The 18322-nt window shown below is 43.1% G+C and carries 21 protein-coding genes; 2 read left to right on the forward strand and 19 right to left on the reverse strand.

Features of this window, described 5'->3' with window-relative positions; genetic code table 11:
• Positions 1-14: 14 nt before the first annotated feature.
• From bshB1 to KJS52_RS03705, 4 genes are read right to left on the reverse strand one after another with little or no spacing between them, the layout of a single operon-like run.
• On the reverse strand, positions 15-707 hold the full coding sequence (gene bshB1, locus KJS52_RS03690) for a bacillithiol biosynthesis deacetylase BshB1 (RefSeq protein ID WP_213513264.1): 693 nt from the start codon (positions 705-707) through the stop codon (positions 15-17).
• Positions 707-1129 carry a methylglyoxal synthase gene (locus KJS52_RS03695; protein ID WP_213513266.1) on the reverse strand — a complete coding sequence of 141 codons (423 nt, stop codon included), beginning with the start codon at positions 1127-1129 and terminating at the stop codon, positions 707-709. Before KJS52_RS03695 ends, bshB1 begins: the two co-directional genes overlap by 1 nt.
• 36 nt (positions 1130-1165) lie before the next feature.
• Entirely contained in the window at positions 1166-1963 is a 798-nt protein-coding gene (dapB, locus tag KJS52_RS03700) for a 4-hydroxy-tetrahydrodipicolinate reductase (RefSeq protein WP_213513268.1), read from the reverse strand.
• 8 nt (positions 1964-1971) lie between these two features.
• Positions 1972-2304, reverse strand: coding sequence for a nucleotide pyrophosphohydrolase (locus KJS52_RS03705; RefSeq protein ID WP_213513270.1), 333 nt, complete (start codon positions 2302-2304; stop codon positions 1972-1974).
• A gap of 128 nt (positions 2305-2432) precedes the next feature.
• Here KJS52_RS03705 and KJS52_RS03710 point away from each other — a divergent pair, with 128 nt between their 5' ends.
• A complete protein-coding gene (locus KJS52_RS03710) occupies positions 2433-3305 on the forward strand; it encodes a YitT family protein (RefSeq protein ID WP_246563104.1) in 873 nt (290 codons plus the stop codon).
• 2 nt (positions 3306-3307) lie between these two features.
• Here the strand turns inward: KJS52_RS03710 and KJS52_RS03715 are convergent, their stop codons facing one another.
• The 11 genes from KJS52_RS03715 to KJS52_RS03765 all read right to left on the reverse strand — a co-directional run bounded on the left by KJS52_RS03715 (position 3308) and on the right by KJS52_RS03765 (position 12001).
• On the reverse strand, positions 3308-4177 hold the full coding sequence (locus KJS52_RS03715) for a sporulation protein YpjB (protein WP_213513274.1): 870 nt from the start codon (positions 4175-4177) through the stop codon (positions 3308-3310).
• 42 nt (positions 4178-4219) lie between these two features.
• A complete protein-coding gene (locus KJS52_RS03720; protein ID WP_213513275.1) occupies positions 4220-4855 on the reverse strand; it encodes a DUF1405 domain-containing protein in 636 nt (211 codons plus the stop codon).
• Between the two features lie 67 nt (positions 4856-4922).
• Entirely contained in the window at positions 4923-5786 is an 864-nt protein-coding gene (locus tag KJS52_RS03725; protein WP_213513277.1) for a menaquinol-cytochrome c reductase cytochrome b/c subunit, read from the reverse strand.
• Between the two features lie 19 nt (positions 5787-5805).
• Positions 5806-6477, reverse strand: a complete 672-nt coding sequence (gene qcrB / locus KJS52_RS03730) for a menaquinol-cytochrome c reductase cytochrome b subunit (RefSeq protein WP_213513279.1) — start codon at positions 6475-6477, stop codon at positions 5806-5808.
• A 15-nt stretch (positions 6478-6492) separates the two neighbouring features.
• On the reverse strand, positions 6493-7023 hold the full coding sequence (locus KJS52_RS03735) for a Rieske 2Fe-2S domain-containing protein (RefSeq protein WP_213513281.1): 531 nt from the start codon (positions 7021-7023) through the stop codon (positions 6493-6495).
• A 246-nt stretch (positions 7024-7269) separates the two neighbouring features.
• On the reverse strand, positions 7270-7683 hold the full coding sequence (locus tag KJS52_RS03740; RefSeq protein ID WP_213513283.1) for a DUF2487 family protein: 414 nt from the start codon (positions 7681-7683) through the stop codon (positions 7270-7272).
• A gap of 236 nt (positions 7684-7919) precedes the next feature.
• A complete protein-coding gene (locus KJS52_RS03745; RefSeq protein WP_213513803.1) occupies positions 7920-8102 on the reverse strand; it encodes an IDEAL domain-containing protein in 183 nt (60 codons plus the stop codon).
• Positions 8103-8125: 23 nt separating this feature from the next.
• Positions 8126-8632 carry a gamma carbonic anhydrase family protein gene (locus KJS52_RS03750; protein ID WP_213513285.1) on the reverse strand — a complete coding sequence of 169 codons (507 nt, stop codon included), beginning with the start codon at positions 8630-8632 and terminating at the stop codon, positions 8126-8128.
• Between the two features lie 60 nt (positions 8633-8692).
• Positions 8693-9928, reverse strand: a complete 1236-nt coding sequence (locus KJS52_RS03755; RefSeq protein ID WP_213513287.1) for a hypothetical protein — start codon at positions 9926-9928, stop codon at positions 8693-8695.
• A 205-nt stretch (positions 9929-10133) separates the two neighbouring features.
• Positions 10134-11264, reverse strand: coding sequence for an SEC-C metal-binding domain-containing protein (locus KJS52_RS27635; protein WP_281425545.1), 1131 nt, complete (start codon positions 11262-11264; stop codon positions 10134-10136).
• A 146-nt stretch (positions 11265-11410) separates the two neighbouring features.
• Entirely contained in the window at positions 11411-12001 is a 591-nt protein-coding gene (locus tag KJS52_RS03765; protein ID WP_213513289.1) for a histidine phosphatase family protein, read from the reverse strand.
• Positions 12002-13049: 1048 nt separating this feature from the next.
• Here KJS52_RS03765 and KJS52_RS03770 point away from each other — a divergent pair.
• Complete coding sequence (locus tag KJS52_RS03770) at positions 13050-13409, forward strand: hypothetical protein (RefSeq protein ID WP_213513291.1); 360 nt, start codon at positions 13050-13052, stop codon at positions 13407-13409.
• An 8-nt stretch (positions 13410-13417) separates the two neighbouring features.
• Here the strand turns inward: KJS52_RS03770 and KJS52_RS03775 are convergent, their stop codons facing one another.
• The 4 genes from KJS52_RS03775 to KJS52_RS03790 form a co-directional block, all read right to left on the reverse strand.
• Entirely contained in the window at positions 13418-14026 is a 609-nt protein-coding gene (locus tag KJS52_RS03775; protein ID WP_213513293.1) for an anti-sigma factor family protein, read from the reverse strand.
• Entirely contained in the window at positions 14023-14619 is a 597-nt protein-coding gene (locus KJS52_RS03780; protein ID WP_213513295.1) for an RNA polymerase sigma factor, read from the reverse strand. Before KJS52_RS03780 ends, KJS52_RS03775 begins: the two co-directional genes overlap by 4 nt.
• Before the next feature lie 393 nt (positions 14620-15012).
• A complete protein-coding gene (locus KJS52_RS03785) occupies positions 15013-16500 on the reverse strand; it encodes a nucleotidyltransferase family protein (protein ID WP_213513297.1) in 1488 nt (495 codons plus the stop codon).
• Positions 16501-16522: 22 nt separating this feature from the next.
• Entirely contained in the window at positions 16523-18274 is a 1752-nt protein-coding gene (locus KJS52_RS03790; RefSeq protein WP_213513299.1) for an asparagine synthase-related protein, read from the reverse strand.
• Positions 18275-18322 lie beyond the last annotated feature (48 nt).

Here is an 18322-nt window from a genome sequence, read left to right on the forward strand (position 1 = left end):
GATTACACAAAGTTCTATAGCATCGCAATTGGATAAGGTCCTTTTACTGCAAAGCCTTCAGCATACTGCCAGCCCTTCGGCTGCGCAAGCAGCGAGTCTCTTGCCGCTACGCGCTCAACATAGCCATTTGTAAGCGGAGTTGCCACTCCATCTTGTGTAGCTGCAGTATTGAATTGTGAAGCATATGCGCGCAAAGCCTGTTCCTTCAGATGCTGAACTTCGCTAATATCTGTCATTAATGCTACGTTATGTACATCATTAATATAGTAGAACAGCGTCTGCTCAACCTGCCATGCTGGCAGCTCGGGCATATACCTTCTTAATTTGGCATTGAAAATCGCTTCCTCAACCAGCCTGCTGCACATGATATGATCCGGATGGCGATCCTCCCAATACGGCGCAAATACAATGCGCGGACGATGCTTGCGAATCGTTGCTACAATTGGATCGATATGCGCCTTTTCCATCCGCAAGCCGCGGTCAGGCAGCTTTAAGCAGCTTCTAAATGATAAACCAAGCACCGCAGAGGCAAGGGCAGCTTCCTGCTGCCTCAGCTCTACGGTGCCATTGGATGACATTTCAGCTTGTGTTAAATCACAAATTGCTATTTTATAGCCTGCCGCTGCATGCTTGGCAATGGTTCCTCCCATTCCGATCTCGGCATCATCCGGATGAGCTCCGAACACTAAAATGTCAAGCTGCTCCATTATCCTTCTACTCCCGGCTTATATTTGTGAACAAGCTCTCGCCATGAAAAATCTCCGCGCTCAACCGCTTTAACGAGCAGCTCAGCAGTCGCAATATTAGTCGCTACAGGAATACCTTGAACATCGCATAAACGCAGCAATGCTGTAATATCCGGCTCATGCGGCTGTGCCATTAACGGGTCGCGCAGGAAAATGATCAGATCCATTTCATTTTCAGCAACAAGCGCGCCAATTTGCTGATCGCCACCGAGCGGTCCAGAGCAGAAGCGATGAATGTGCAATTCCGTTTGCTCCATAATTCTCGTGCCCGTTGTCCCCGTTGAATATAGCTTGTGAGGTACAAACACATGCTCATATGCAATTACAAAATTGACCATTTCTTCTTTTTTTCTATCATGTGCGATAAATGCAATATTCAACATAACCATTCTCCTCTTTAGCTGCGATATAAAGTTAGATTAATCCATAATATGCTCAAAGCCGTAAACAAGCCCTGTATAGCCCATCACCTTTTTAACTGCGTGATTGACACCAGGCATATAGCCAGCGCGATCGTATGAATCATGGCGAATTTTCAAGGTTTGCCCATTTCCGCCGAAAATAACTTCCTGCTGCGCAAAAACGCCTGGCAAGCGTACACTATGAATACGGAAGCCTTCATAATAGCCGCCGCGTGCTCCTTCGATTGTCTCTTTCTCGGCCGGATTGCCTTGACGCAGCTCCTGGCGGGTTTGCGCAATCAATTCAGCTGTTTTGATTGAGGTGCCTGAAGGCGCATCCAGCTTTTGATCGCCATGGTATTCGATAATTTCAACATGAGGCATATATTTAGCCGCTTCCTGAGCGAATTTCATCATTAGTATAGCGCCGATTGAAAAGTTAGGCGCAATCAAGCCGCCAATTCGATGCTCTTGACAAAGCTGATCGAGCTCGGCAATTTGCTCAGGCGTATAGCCTGTTGTTCCCATAATTGGGCGAATGCCAGCCTCTATTGCCCGCTTTGCGTGCTCATATGCGAGATCCGGCACTGTAAAGTCAACCATAACATCAGCTTGGGCACGATTGATCGCTTCTTCCAATGAAGCTACGACTGTAACTTCGGTTGCTTTCATGCCTACCAGCTCGCCTGCATCAACCCCTGCTTGCGAAGGGGAAACAGCTGCTACCAGCTGCAGCGCTTCATCATTCAAAACCATTTTAACAACTTCCTTGCCCATTCTGCCGCTTGCACCGATTACTGCTACCTTTATTGTCATATTCTCACCTATTCACTTTCTATTTTTGTCCAACGGTTGGCATCACGTGTGTTGAATTTGTTCATAACCTGGTCATGAGCCTTGGTCAAATCAATATTTAATGAGTTGGCAAAGCAATTTAAAATAAATAGTATATCGCCCAGTTCCATCTCGATCGAGTTGTCTGCTTCATCTGGCTTCTTCGGCTTCTCGCCGTACGAATGATTCACTTCTCTCGCCAGCTCGCCTACCTCTTCAGCTAAGCGGGCTACTAAAGCAAGCGGGCTGAAGTAGCCCTCCTTGAACTGTGATATGTATTGGTCAACTTCACGCTGGATTTGCGCAAGTGATTTTTCAGTCATATTTAACTTCCTTTCCAGAACTAACGTTTCAATTATATGTTACCGTATCACTATTAAGAAAACAATGTTTTTTGCGATGAAAAGTAACGTATACTACCTATAGCTTTGCCAGTAAAGGAATGATGATGATGAATAAAAAATGGCTGCAAATTATGAAGCAAGTAATCCCGATTACAATTGGAGCGGCGCTTTACGCATTCGGCCTGCAATGCTTTGTTATCCCCAATCAGCTTATGGAAGGGGGCGTGACAGGCATCGCTGTACTGTTCAACTATATTTTTCAGCTTCCGATGTCGATTACAACACTTGTCATCAATATTCCATTATTTTTAGTCGGATGGAAAATACTCGGCAGCAAAAAAATGGTGTTCACGATATACGGCTCCTTGGCGCTATCTGCTTTTTTAGCTTTATTCGAAAGCTACGATCGCCTGTCGAGCATTATTTCATTTGAGCAGGGCTATGACTCCATGCTAATTGTACTTTATGCTGGCGTCACGCTTGGCACAGGCCTTGGCATTGTGTTCCGCTTTGGCGGCACAACGGGCGGAATTGATATCGTCGCGAGAATTTTGTCGCGCTGGAAAGGCTATAGCATGGGACAAATCATTTTAATCGCGGATACGATCATTATTGGGATTTCCGTTTTTTATATTTCACTGGACAAAATTTTGTATACGCTTGTTATGGTTTTTATTGCCTCCAAAATGATTGATTTCATGCAAAATGGCGGCTATATCGCCAAGGCGTTTTCCATTATTACCGATCAAGGCGAGCAAATTGCAGAAAAAATAACCGCAGAGATGGATCGCGGCGTTACAATTATGCCCGCTAAAGGTGCATATTCCGGCACAACAAAAAAGGTCGTATACTGTGTCGTACAGCGCTCAGAGACTCATCGTCTGAAGCAGCTTGTACGCAGTATCGACCCTGGCGCTTTTATCGTTATTCATGAAGTGCAAGAGGTGCTTGGTGAAGGCTTTAAGGAGGATGAGGACTAGCGTCAAATTCTCCAATCCTTCACCCCATAAGGCTCTTGCTTGTATTTGCGGTAGCCGGCAAAAGTTAGAAAGCCCGAAATAATTGCGCCGATAAAAAGCGCAAAGCTCGTTGGATTAATGCCCGTCGGCATTGAAACAGCCGGAACGGTAATGGTCTCCTCCGCTTGTGCAAATAAAGCGTGCACAGACAGCTCGAGATGATCGACAATAGCCATTAAGCGGCTTTGCTGCTCCTGAGTCCAGCCGTCCGGATGCAGAATCATAAAGTTTTTTAGCAGCTCAGAGCGCTTCAGCAGCTGATTCATTTGCTCCTCATCGCCAACCATATAAGCAGCGACCTCCATTCTGCCAATCCGCTCAAACAGTTTCTCTATATAGATCGCTGTCATCTCCGGAGCATGTGTCTGGCTGGAACGGCTTGCTCTGCGAATCGACTGCAAATCATCAAGCATTAATGACTCATATTGCAGCCACGGCCCATGCTCAGCCTGCAGCAAGGCGTCCACTGCAAGTCGCAAACGGTTAACCGGCTCGCGCCAAACAATGCCTGCCTTTCCGGCAACCAGCGCCTTTTCCGCAGCAAGCACATCGGACTTCATCATTATCCATGCATTAGCCGTACCGAATTGCAGCAGCTCAGGCTCGTCCAGCTGATGCTTCAAGCTTTGCAGCAAACGGAATACCTCTTGCTTATGGTAATCATTGCTTTGCTTATACAGCTCGGCAATGGTGTTTTCAAGCTTTACCAGTCTTTTCTCGGCGGCGCTGTGCTCATTAGGCAAAATGCTCAAGTCTTTGCCGAACACTGTAGCCGCAGTTCCAATAATGCAGCATACACAAAGACACGCCATAATCCAAGTGCGAAATCTCATAACCATCCCCCCTATTCTCATCATATGGGGATGGCGGACAAGTTATGCTTGTTTCCTTGCTGCTTTCCAGCTAATGTAGCCAATAACAAGGCTGGTCAGCGACAATAAATAAGTAAACAGCTTTACAGCGTCAACATTATCCTGCAGCGTTGAAGGCAGCCAAGGGTAGATGCCAAAGGTGTAATCCATCGTATCATTCAGCAGCAGCCACGCTGTCGCCAGTAAAAAGCTGATTGTGCCAAGCTTCATAAATCTCGCGTACAGGGTAACCTCAACCGCCATAGCCAAGTGTGAAGCCATCAGCATGTAGCTTTGCCAATTTAGCGGTTCCCCCTGCAACGCTCCAGCAATAATGATTGCAGTCGCCCAGACGCCGTACTTGATTGAACAGACGACAGCAAGCGCATTGATAATCATTTGTGCCCAACGAACAAACGGGCTTTTGCCTTGTGGTGCGAATAACAAATAAAGAATGGAAAGCGAGAAGAACAAGCTGGCCGTTGGCGAGTCGGGAACAAACGGCAGCATCCAGCTTTCCTTCTGCTCTATCGTCCAAAGCAACTGATTTTCATACCACATATAACCGTATATCGTCCCGGCGAAATTAACGATAAACAGTAGCCACAAAAAATGTCGATTAAGTAAAAATGCCGAGCTGAAAAAAAAAGAAAGCTTCATCGCAAATTCCTTTCTTCAAAAAAGACCCGGTCGCAATGCGACAGGGTCTTATTGAGCAAATGTGTTATTAAGATTGCGTTTGCTTCGCCAGCCACTCTGAAATCTGAGTAATCTCTTCATCAGAAATCATACCTTCAAATGCAGGCATACCGCCCTCTGTACCATGTGTAATAATTTCTGCGATTTCCTCAGAGCTTAAGCGATTACCAATCCCGATCAAGGATGGACCAGCTCCACCGCCTAGATCAGCAGCATGACAGCTAATACATTGTGCTTCGACAATCGAAAATGCAGGATCATCAGCTTCAATAAGAGCTGGTGTCGCATCTGTTTTCAAGAAGCTTGGACGCTCTTCACCACGCTCAAGCGCTTCACGCACCTTTTCAGCACGCTCATGATGCTCTGGTACAATCCCTTTTTCTTCAAGCTGATCCTGATAATGAGACCAGGATACAACGGTAAGGTACGTAACAGCAGCAAGCGAAAGCAGCATTAAGGAAGAAGCGATCGGACGACGATAGAAACGACGCTCTTTGCCTGTATCAAGGAAAGGAGCTAGCAATAGCGCGCCAAACATAATCGCTGGAACACCGATTGTACCAAGCAAGACATAATCCTGCGAAACGTAAGGGTATTTCAAAAATTGATACAAGAACAAGAAATACCAGTCTGGCATCGGAATAAAGGAAGCGTTAGTCGGATCCGCCGGATAACCTAGCGGAGCAGCCTCAGCCATTACCCATACCAGGAAACCAACCAACACGACGCAGCCTACCATCCACTCTTTAAGAAGGAAATTTGGAATGAAGGCTTCCGATTTGCCCGGAAAAGCAGTGTAGTCTGGTGGCGTTCCATCTATGCGACCTGATTTCTTTACGCGAGAATCGCCAACGTAGACAACTTTTTCATCTGATTTATGACCGTGTGCCATCTTTACAGCCTCCCTTCTATTATAGTGGACCGGAAATACCTTGTCTTCTGATCATAATAAAGTGCGCTGCAAGCATTGCAATCAAAGCGCCTGGCAAGAAGAATACGTGAATTGCGAAAAATCTTGTCAGCGTTTGCGCACCTACAATGTCTCCACCGTATAAGAAGGAAGCGATGTAATCGCCTATATAAGGTACAGACGCGGCGATTTCAACACCTACTTTAGTTGCGAAGTAAGCTTTGTTGTCCCAAGGAAGCAAATATCCTGTAAAGCCTAGACCCAACATAATAAAGAAGATAAGCATCCCAACTACCCAGTTCATTTCACGAGGCGCTTTGTAGGAGCCAGTGAAGAAAACGCGCAGTGTATGTAAAAACATCATTACGATTACTAAGCTTGCTCCGAAGTGGTGCATACCGCGAACAATTTTACCAAAAGGAATTTGATGCTGCAGGTAGTCAACACTTGCGTAAGCATGAATTACGTCTGGAACGTAATACATCGTCAGGAACATTCCCGACAAAATTTGGATTACTGTAATAAAGAACGTCAAGCCACCAAAGCAATATACGAAAGCTGAGAAGTGATGTGCTGGGTTAACGTGCTCTGGCACCTCATGATCGGCAACATCTCTCCAAAGCGGCGTAATATCAAGACGTTCATCTATCCAGTTGTAAATACTTTTAAACATCTAATTTACGCCCTCCTATGCTCTAGTGTTTGGTATAATACCGCCCAGATATACAACGCCATCCTGAATGTCTACCTCATATTCGTCAAGAGGTGAGTTCGCAACGGTAATATTTTTACCGTCTTTGGAATAGCGTGCATCGTGACACGGGCAATCATACTCATTTCTTCCATGTGTGTTCCAAAATACTGTACATCCCAAATGTTTACAAACCGGGGAAAGCGCAAACACCTTTCCACTCGCGTCTTTGGAAATCCAGGCCACTTTCTCAGTTTCACTCTTGTACCAGCCATCAACCTGACTGACCTTGAATTTCACTTCTTGAGGTTCTTCGGTAACTTTACTTTCTTCAATTACCTTTACTAGCGTAGCGCCGCCACCTTTAGCCAGTAATGGATCTACTGCAAAGCGAACCATCGGCAACACCGCACCGCCTACCATAAACGCTGTTGTGCCGCCAAGTGTATAAGATAAAAACTGACGACGGGACATCTCGTTACGTTGGGCTGGTTGATGCTTCGAATCTTGATGTTCATGGTTACTCATTTTCTGTTCTAACCCCCTTTGCCAACCAATTCTTCCGTCTTGCCGTATGCAAAACCATATGACGAACTAGGACATAAATATAATAGCCTAGCTACCAAATACCGTCAAGAATTTGGCAGGACATTTGCGACAATAAGGAAATGTCGTTCAATAATTTGTTATGATTTTGTCACAATTGACACAGTATTGCAATTGTTTTGCCCTCATATAAACCAAATTATACATGAAACGATAATTTATGTAAGGTTATGAATGCCACAGCTCGCGAATTTTTGAATTTATATCAGCGTCAGATGGCAAATTTCCATCCTCATCAGGTGTTATCCACAAATCTGCTTCACTAATTTGAAACCTTACATTAGTTTTTGCCGTAATCAAGATAATATACTTGAAGCCTTGCTGCTTAAGTCTGCTGCAATAGCTGCTTAGTGCCTGCTGAAAATGCTCTGGCTCGCTCATATAATGCAATGCAGGGTAGGTTACAACTCTGCCGCGGTACGGCACTTCAATCAAATCCATAATATCTCGCAAATCCTCAAGGCACTGGGTTGCTTCCAGCGGCGATTCAGCCCCAGTCATCCCTGTTACCGGCAGCAGGCATGTGTCCAGATAAGGCCTCAGCTCCTCCCACTGCTCTGCTTCGATCTCGCTAAACTTCAACTTGCTCTCCTCCTAAACCATTCATGCGCTTTCATGATCATCGTTCTCAGGTTATGGACGGCAGCTTTCGAGAGCATGCCTTCATTCCTATTCCATCATACATAATAAAGCCGCCAAATACTATATAAGGATTGCAAAAAGCCAAGCTTTTTGCAATCACACTATATGTTTTCTTTGGCGGCCTGCTATTTTTGCTTATAGAGGATGTTCAAAAAGCCGGCTTTTTGAACACTTTCTTATGGCTCTAGCTCCTGAAGCTTTTTTGTAAGCTCATAAAACTGCTCTTCATCTCCTGAAGCCAATGCTTCGTCAATTGCCCGTTGCAGCTTATCGCGCTGGTAATTGCGAATCGCTTCATCCAGTATCAATTCTGCTGTCAGACCAAGCATCGCTTCATATTGTATATTCATTTTATCGATACGAAACACCTCCACTTGGGGTGCTATTGATTCCTATACTCGTATCCTTTGAATACATAGCTTTCCATTGTTCTTTTCATTCGTTCGAGGTCGGCATCATTAAGTTCACGAACAACCCTAGCTGGCGTTCCGAGTGATAAAGTATAGGACGGAATTTTGCTATTTTCCGTAACGACAGCACCCGCTCCTATTAAAGCATATTCACCTATTTCTGCTCCATTAAGGACAATGCCGCCCATTCCGATCAAGCTGCCCTTGCCAATCGTACAGCCGTGGATAATGGCGCTATGACCTACAGAAACCTCTTCCTCGACAATGAGCGGTTGATTAGTATTAACATGTGCCACAACTGCATCCTGAAGGTTGCAGCGCTTTCCAACAATAATGGGGGCCAAATCTCCGCGCAGCACTGCATTGAACCAAATTGTGCTTTCTGCAGCAATCTGCACATCACCAACAATTTTAACGCCTTCAGCAACATAAACATCAGCAGCAAGCTGAGGATATTTCGCTTGGTATGGAATAAGCATGAGATCAGCTCCTTGTAAAATGTAGTGAAATTTTACCAGTGAGCCTCCCGATTGTCAACGCTACGTATAAAGCTCTGACAGCAGTCTTCTTCCATAATGGGTTGCCTGCAGCACCATACCGTCATGCTCGCTATAACCAACCTGTAAAATCCCAAAATGCTTCAGCGGCTTGACGAGACGCTTATGCAAAACATGTACGGCTGAATCAAAATAGTATGGCTTGATCAATGGCAGCAGCAACCGCTCAAGCGATTGCAAGCTGCACCAGCTGCTGGAAAGGATGATGAGCCAGTAGACTAAGGCGCGAACATTTGGGATCGGCGTGCGATAGCGCTTCAGCCAATGGAGCACGATATTGTTCAGCTCGCCTATTGGCATTATATGCTCCTTGGGTGCAATTGTCTCGTTGATGACAATGCGGTCCTGCTCCAGCAAAATCCACTTCTTGCTCCACATGTAATCATACATTAGCGTCATCCGCTCTGGCAGCTCTCCGAAGCCTTTGCCGTAGCCGAATTTCCATGCCCCTTTGCCTGGCAGCTCATCCTTAATGCTGCATGCCTCATTAAGCTGCTGCACAGCACGGCGATGCAGAACACCATCCGCTGCCGCACCTGGCTGATGCTTGGCGATATAGTCCAGCATCATGCCCATATCCTCAAGCAGCCTGCCGCTTTCATCCTCGATATGAGGCGGCGCTTCACAATATGCAGCCTGCTTTTGCAGCTTGCTTAGCAGCGATTGCCGATAGCTTTCCTTGAAATCGACAGGAACATGGAACAAATAACGATCATGCGCGCGATGGCCATTAAATAGCCAGCCTTGACTTTTGAAGCGAGCGATCATTTCGCGCGGGCTAGGCGGCTCTGGCGGAGCTGCTGCCTTGCCCTTTTTCCGTTTGCCGGACTGGGCGGTCACTGCCTTCTTTGCTGCCTGATTTTGTACCTGCAGCTCTGTCTTCTTCACAGCTTGAGCTTGCATCTGCAGTTCTGTCTTCTTCACAGCTTGAGCTTGCGTCTGCAGCTCGGTGTCAAAGCGGCATTGCTGGACGCGAGCCAGCAAGTCCTCAAGGCTGAACGCCTCGATATTCTCGAACAATAAATAGTTCAAAAACCTTAGCTCTTCCAGCTGCAGCTGCTCAAGCGAATGATAGATCACTTCTTTTCGATGCACATTGGACAGAATAGATTGAATTAATTCATGCTTGGAATGACCACTGCACTCACATCCATACTGTCTCGCAATCGATGAAAGCTGTGTAATGTCGGCATAGCTAAGCATTTCAGATAAATTCATATCGTCTCCTCTCCTGTCAATAGTAATCTCGTTGTTCAATCAATCTTGTAGTCATAGTATTGGTAATTTTCAAGCTTTCATACTATTGGTCAAAATTATTCCTGCAGCTGAAACTGAAGAAGGGCTTAATTGTGCATAAAAAAATCGCCCGTTTCTGTAAATGAAAGCTAGCTTGCTATCATTTCAGAAAGGACGATACGTAAGTTTAATAATGCTTGTTCATACAGCATTTTTTATATTTTTTGCCGCTGCCGCAGTAACAAACGTCATTGCGACCTAACTGGACTGGTGGTTTAGCTGGTTCTTCGGACTTAACTGCTTGAGCATCCTTCGACAGCTGTGCCGAGCAATAGCCCTTTAAGCACCATTGCGGTGTGTTATTGAACATAATAATAAGTCGCGGCAAAAGCTGCTGCAGATGATCATCGTTTAGCTGCAGTTCACGGCGCACGTATTCCATCAGCTCTTGCAGCTGCAAGCCTGCACGAATGCCAAATTCGGATTGGTCGGCTACGACAGTCGCTTCAAACTGAGGCAGCTTGAACTGCTGCATTAATGCTTCTACAAGCAAGCGATGCGCCTCCGTACGGTCAGTAAAATGCGGCTTGCCTGCCTGCTGCAGCTGATGCACCGTAAAGCTGGCAAAGCTTAAATCCTCGCGTTTGCTTTGCTCGCGCACGATTAATGATGGATCAGGAATGGCATAATGATGCACCATGCTCTCATTTAAGCCAAGATCAGCACGATAATGGCGGTAGTTAATAATAATATGCATATATGGAGCCTGCAGCTGCTCAAACATCGGATAGCGCGCCGTCATATCTCCTACTTGCTCATGCGTTAATGCTCCGTAGTAATAAATCATGCCTTTAACAACAGCTAGATAGGTTGTGTTAAGCGCAATATGCTTGCGGTCAAGCTTAGACAACTGCTGCTTCACAACCGGGATAAGCTCCACTGGCATAGCCATTACTTCACGCTGATCAGACGTACGTTTGAATAGAAGCCCCAGCTCCTGCCAATATTGCGTCATCAGCTCCGTCCAGCCCTCGCCAAGCGCAACCAAGCCGTTTTTAGCGGCTGCATGCTCAAGCAGTGTTACCCGCTCCTCATCCATCATAGCGAGAAGTGTTGGCAGCTCATCTGATAAGCTTTGCGGCAATTGTTCGACTAACGCATCAACGAGTTGCTCACGATTTAATTTACTTACATTTTTTACAGATGCATTTTTTCGTATAGTCGTAAGTGCATCCTTAGAAAGCTCGCCAAGCGCATCGCGCAACGAAAGCGCGCCCTGCTGCTGTATGGTGCGAGCCTGCTCCAATCTAACAGACATGCTAAAATCCTCATTTCCTGTAATAATTCTCATCAAAAAGACATGACCATAATGATAACGTAATTTTTAAAAGCGGGCAACATTTGTTGCCCAATTCAAACAGGCGGTTGCATAAAGCAACCACCTGTTTTGCCGCTTCGCCCCGATTATTGCAAATCGGCAGCATTCAAATGCTTCGTGCAATTATGCTGCAGTAATTCCCAACCATCCGCGTTGCGTCGCAGAATCGAATAGGATAGATTGTCAATTCGCTGATCCTCAATTTCCGGAAAAATCGCCAGTAGAAGCTGAGCGATGAAGCTGCCATGCGAAACGCATAAAATGTTCGCCTTCGGATATCGTCCATAGAGCTCTTCAAGCAATTCCAGGCCTCTTGCACGCATCAGCTCATCAGACTCCGCGCCAAGCTCCAGCTCCTTCCACTGCTCGCCCCAGCGCTCAACTCGCTCTTCTAACGTCGTTCCTTCCACCTCGCCAAAATACCGCTCACGCAGGCGTTGATCAGGCGGCAATACAGGTATGTCAAGCGCATCAGCAATAAATTGCCCAGTGGCCGCCGCCCGCTGCAAATCGCTTGTAATAACATAATCCCAAATACGATCATCCGCCTGCAGCCTCGCTGCCAGCAGCTTAGCCTGCCTGATTCCATTTTCATTAAGTGGAATGTCTGTTTGCCCTTGAATACGCTTAACAGCATTCCAGCTTGTTTCTCCATGACGCACCAATCCGATTAGCATGATCTATATCCACCTTAATCATTTAGTAAGTTCATAAGCAAATCCGGCTTTTCAGCGCTGCGGAGCTAAGCATCCTTCAGTCGCTTTTTAAATCAGCGCTCCGGAGCTAAGCATCCTTCAGTCGCTTTTTAAATCGTAATGCTCTTATTATATTTTTTATTGTTGCATTTCGATGTTAAAGGCGACTCACTTCGTTTTTCGGATGCTTTGCTCCTCCGCTGGGGCCCTCTTTGCTGTTGCGTACGCTGCGAAGCGATTGTAGCTTCTTCATTGCAGAGTTTTTTGATTGCCATCTTTCAGCGCTCCGGAGCTAAGCATCCTTCAGTCGCTTTTTAAATCGTTATGCTTTTATTTGAATTTTTAATGGTTGCATTACGATGTTAAAGGCGACTCACTTCGTTTTCCGGTTGCTTTGCTCCTCCGGTGGGGCCCTCTTTGCTGTTGCGTACGCTACGAAGCGATTGTAGCTTCCTCTAGCAGGGCTTTTTGATTGCCATCTTTCAGCGCTCCGGAGCTAAGCATCCTTCAGTCGCTTTTTAAATCGTAATGCTCTTATTTTAATTTTTAATGGTTGCATTACGATGTTAAAGGCGACTCACTTCGTTTTCCGGTTGCTTTGCTCCTCCGCTGGGGCCCTCTTTGCTGTTGCGTATGCTACGAAGCGATTGTAGCTTCTTCATTGCAGTTTTTTTGAATGAAAGTCCAGGAAGCTTGGACGCTAGTAGAAAACGAGGAGCGCTAGCCGCGGCAAATGCTACGTGAGCACCGCAGTTTTCACTAGCGTTCAAGATTCGCCGCCGACTACGCTACAACGCGACTACATCGTCATCAAAGTCCAGTCTTTTTAAACAACCCTTCCAATCAAAGTTTAAAAAACTGGGCTTTCAGGACCAAGAAGATTGCACGACTACTAGAAGGCAAGGAGCGCAGCGTAGGCACTTGCTACGTGAGCACCGCAGCCTTCGGTAGCGTGACATCTTCGCCGTCGACTAAGCTACAACGCAATTACATCGTCATCAAAGTCCAGTGTTTTAAACCACATCTTCCAATGAAGTTTAAAAAGCTGGGCTTTCAGGACCAAGAAGATTGGACGCTAGTAGAAAACGAGGAGCGCAGCGTAGGCACTTGCTACGTGAGCACCGCAGTTTTCGCTAGCGTTCAAGATTCGACGTCGACTAAGCTACAACGCCAATCATCGTCATCAAAGTCCAGTCTTTTTAAACAACCCTTCCAATCGAAGTTTAAAAAACTGGGCTTTCAGGACCAAGAAGATGGCACGATACTAGAAGGCGAGGAGCGCAGCGTAGGCAATTGCTACGTGAGCACCGGAGCCTTCGGTGGCGTGACATATTCGCCGCCGACTACGCTACAACGCAACCACATCGTCATCAAAGTCCAGTCTTTTTAAACATCCTCTCATTGTCTGGTTCTTGTAAACCAGCTCATTACTAACAACGTCAACACAATCCCTACAAAGGATAGCGCAACATAATACTGGGGAAAAGTAGGAACAACCTGCATCACAATCGGCTCACTTATGCTCGCAACCGGAATTGAGCTGCTGTAAATAGAAGTATGTATATGAGTTGTTGCGGCGGCATTGGCCACATCTACCAAGCCTGATATTGTCGTTTTCTGCACGGAGGAAGCCGAGTCGTAATAATCATAAACAAATACAAACAGCGCTAAGGAAAACATCGCCAAGCAGCTTGCAATAATAATCGAAACATTGCGGCGAAAGCTTTTCGTAAACTGATAACGTTTGGTGGAAATCGGCATGAACCACGACTCTTCCTCATAAATGCGGTTCATCACCGTACTGCTGATGGACTGGCTTTGCTCAGACGAAAAAGGGGCGGTCGACTCCTCGCATTCAAGAACTGGAAATGCAATTGTTTCCAAATCTAATTTGGCAGCGCATTGCTCGCAGTCAAACAAATGCGCTTCAATTTCAATTCGGAGTGGATTCTCTTCATCTAGCTGCCAATACTTATGAAGAAGTTCATCTACTTGTTTACAATTCATTTCCGATTCATCCTTTCTAAGTCATGACCACCAGTGTCTTGAACGATATAAGGCTCCAGCTGAACTTTTATACTCGCTCTTGCTCTAAACAGCAATGACTTGACTGAGCTGACTGACTGTCCTAGTATGTTTGCGATTTCTTGATAGTCCAATTGTTCGTATTCACGTAAAATAATAGCGGCCCGCTGCTTTTCAGGCAATTGATCGATCGCTCTGCGCACAAGATGCATTCGCTCATTTAACAAAAGCTGCTGCTCAGGCGTCGCCTCTCCTGAAACCATCGGTTCAATATTAACTTCCTCTATGGAAACGGTAGCTGCCTTGCGCTTGCGAAGCTCACTCAACACCGTATTTCTTGCTATCGTATACAGCCACGTCGAAAAGGTCGCATCGATTTCGCGAAACGTATGCAAGCTTTTATAAGCTTTATAAAACGTTTCAGATGTCAAATCCTCTGCGATTGCCTCTAGCTTGGCGCTTTTCAGCATATGATAAATAAAGGATAAAATTCTTCGTTGATAGCGATTCATCAGCTCCGAGTAGAGCTCGACATTGCCATCCTTAATCTCTCGTATAAGCTGGGAATCAGTCATAACAGGCGAACCTCCTCCACCTGCAATTTATCCCAAGGAGGTACATATACATATACTTCACTTGGAGCTAAAAGTTGCGTTTTCGGTACTGCTATCGTTATGAATCTATATTTATTCATCGTCATCCGCTCATATATTCATAAATAATTGTTGTTGCCTTTGAAAATAGTTTTCATAGAAAGAAAAGATAGAAAAAAAGCACACTTATTTATAGGATAACACATGATCGAAAAAAGAGGCAAAAAAAGACCACTCAATGAGTGGTTTCAGATTGTTGACAATGCCCTACTATTTTATCTCTATCACGGTAGCAATAACACGATAGTGAGAGCAGAATAATTACAATTTTCTATCGACTGTACATATTCTCAAGTCCTAATTATAAAATTGAGTTTAATCTTCTTTCCTCAATAGCTTTATAGGAAGAAAAGTTGATACCGGACCAGTTCCCCATCTCGAAACGCTAATAACAAGACAATATTCTGAATTCTTATAAACATTTGTTAGTACAATAGGTATTGAAATCATGATAGTACAGTTATCCAATAAAATCCATGAGCAACCTACGGGCTTCTCCTCATCTGTTATTACGTCATCTTCAAGTATGAAACAACATCTTTCCCCTGCAATAAAAATCTCAAAAACTTCATACCGTTGGTCAATAGTAGAATCCATCAGTTTTATTACAAAAATGAGTGCACTATTATCAAGCTTAACAGTAACCGCTTTTATATTTTGCAAACCATGTGAATTGTATCTTTGAATATTAGAAATATCATTTTCTCGGTGATGCAAATCAAGATGAACTTCTTCAATCACCAAATTTTCTATCATTTCGTGTAAACTATAATAAATAAATTCTTCCGTCTTCAACGGAATGTACATCGCGCCTGACCATTGCAAAATTTTGGGGAATAATGTAATTTTGTCAGTATTGTTCGAAAAATGCTCCTTAAACCTTGGCTCTCCAAATAATCTTTCTAACAAGTAACCTACAAATTGAATGGAATGACTGCTACTTGTTTCTTTTACAACAGTTTCAAAACGTTCCATTCTAAATGAACTATGATTTAGAAGATCAATAATATCAAGCAATTCAGCAATGATAATATTAGATGCAAAATTGAATTGTGAACTTACAAAGTTTCTAAAAATATGAGCACTAAGAATTATTAATTGATAATGTACATTTAGAATTAGTTCCTCATCAAATAAATGACATGATTGCCTTGCATGAATAATGTCATCATAATAAATTTTCTCAGTTTCTATACTAGACAATTCAAAAAAAATGTTAGTATTACGCGAATATGCATTTTTGGCCTTTTTCTTGCTCGCCTCTGAATAATTCATTATCGGAATATAATTATGTATCTCAATAATCATTTCCTCATTATACATTTCACAATATTCATGATCACTAAATTTTTCCTTTTTTTTATACCCAAGCTCTAATAATACAGATTCTAATAACGCTGTATCAGAATAGATTAGATCAATATCACCACTTCTTCTTATACTATCAGTAACATTGGTTAGTCCAAAAACAGAAACTCCCTTAATTACTATTGGAAATTCGTTGATGCCTCTTAATTTAAACTGTTGGATAATTTCTTGAATTGCACATAAATGCTTCTCAAAAGTTGTCTCTATAGTACGTTTTTCAATTAGTAATTCAAGAAAAAATTCTAAACCTAAGGTGTCGCCATTTTCTAGCTTCTGTATGTTGGCGGTATCTATTCTCCCTATCAGTTTATGTTTCATTAATGCTTTTAATAACATTCCATCAAGCTCACTATTATCTTTAGCTGGTTCACCATGCTTAAGTAAATAAAAGTCCAATATTTTTTGTAGTAGATCATTTATTTTCTGTTTAGTCATTACTACCCTCATTTCAATTTTTTCAAGTAATTAAATTGGAATTCATTATTAACCATATATCTATGGCCAATACTCTTAATATCCCTACAGGATCTTGAAGCGATCCGTAAGTAAAATAACCCAATAATTCTTTATATTTTGTTGGATCTACAACGTTTAACTTAATAAGCATTGATTTCTTAAGTATCTCTTCTAACAAATTAGACCTTATCAACGTTTCATTTATAGATCCGTAGTGCGGAGATTTTCCTATACGATGGTATATAGCTGGGGGCATAATATCTTTCAAAGCTTCCTTTAATATTATTTTATTGTTTCTTAGAGTTTGCTTGTAGTTGTAGGGCAAAGATAAACATAGCTCAATTAATCTCATATCTAAAAATGGATGTCGCTCGTTGCAAACATGAAAGCCATCTAAACCAACCCATTGCTCATTCCAAATGATACGCTCTACATCATATTGGGTATCGGTTGGTAGGGATGTGGAAACATCAAACCTAAAAGATGAATTTTTCAATTTCTGCATAAAAGAAGGAGTAAACAATTGATAATTCATTCCAAACATCAACTCATGACCGTACGAAGGTTTATTAAGTAGTGGTTTCAAAACCGTTGTAAACATTACATATAATAGATTCTGTTGATATTCCTTGGAAACTTCACGCATTACTTTAAAACTTTTAGAATATTGTTTTCTTTGTATGAGTCCAAGAATATAATGAGGATTACCTGATAAAATCTGGTCTCCTCCCATTCCTGTCATATTAATAATCGCTTTCTCATTTGATGTTCTTTTTACATTTAATGAACCAAAAATTGCATCGCTAGGTTCTAATAACAGAGTGCCCTGGTTCAAATCTATATCTTCAAACATCCCCGTTGATTCTACTAGTGTAACATTCAATTCTAAACCCAATTTATTTGCAACCTCTTGTGCATAAGGTAGCTCATTCCCCTCCCCCGGATGTAAAATATGATTCAACGTCAATTTGATATCCTTACCTTTATCTTCAATAATTCGCTGTGCTGCACAGGCAATAGCCGATGAATCAATGCCTCCACTTAGAGCGATACTAATCTCGCCATTTGAGTTGTTTAATCTACTCTCAACACATTTAAAAAATGTATCTCTAAAATGCTCAAGAATCGAATTATTATCTCTGCCTGATAATGAAATTAACTCTGGTTTTTTTATAAATTCTGAAATCACATTACTTACATCGATTTTGACACACTCACCTGGAATAACATGAAATATATTATTGTAAGGCGTGTTTTTCAGATTAGTTCTTGTAGGAGTAGTAAAGTAATCTATAATATAATCATAATTGAAAGTAGGTACGACTACAGGATGTTTTACTAACTGATTCAAGGAAGAAGACCATATCACTTCACTTCCTCTCTCCCAAAAGTAAACTGCTGGTCTAACTCCTAATGGTGATCTATACAGATATAGAACTTGTTCCTTCCGCTTAATTACAGTTATAACAAAATCACCATTTACCCTTTTTAGTGTTTCTATACCGCCGTTTTCAATTAGTTTAAGAATTATACTCGCTATATTGGTTGCTGCTCCTGTTAACTCAGTGCCATCAATTTCATAGATTAATCCATCTACTGCAATTATGTATTGTTCACTGTAAGCAATTGCAGACTTGCTAATGTGAAAATCAGGTTGCTTAACTGTTAGTAATATATGACTATCTCGATAATTAAACATTTTTGAACCGATGTTAAAATTTTGTCCGAGCAGCAAGTCCCCTTCTTCTACCATAGATTCAAAAAAACGAGTTCTATCAATTGATTGCTGTGAGCTAAATTG

Origin of the sequence: Paenibacillus montaniterrae, from assembly GCF_018403185.1 — a bacterium.
GTDB classification, from domain to species: domain Bacteria; phylum Bacillota; class Bacilli; order Paenibacillales; family Paenibacillaceae; genus Pristimantibacillus; species Pristimantibacillus montaniterrae.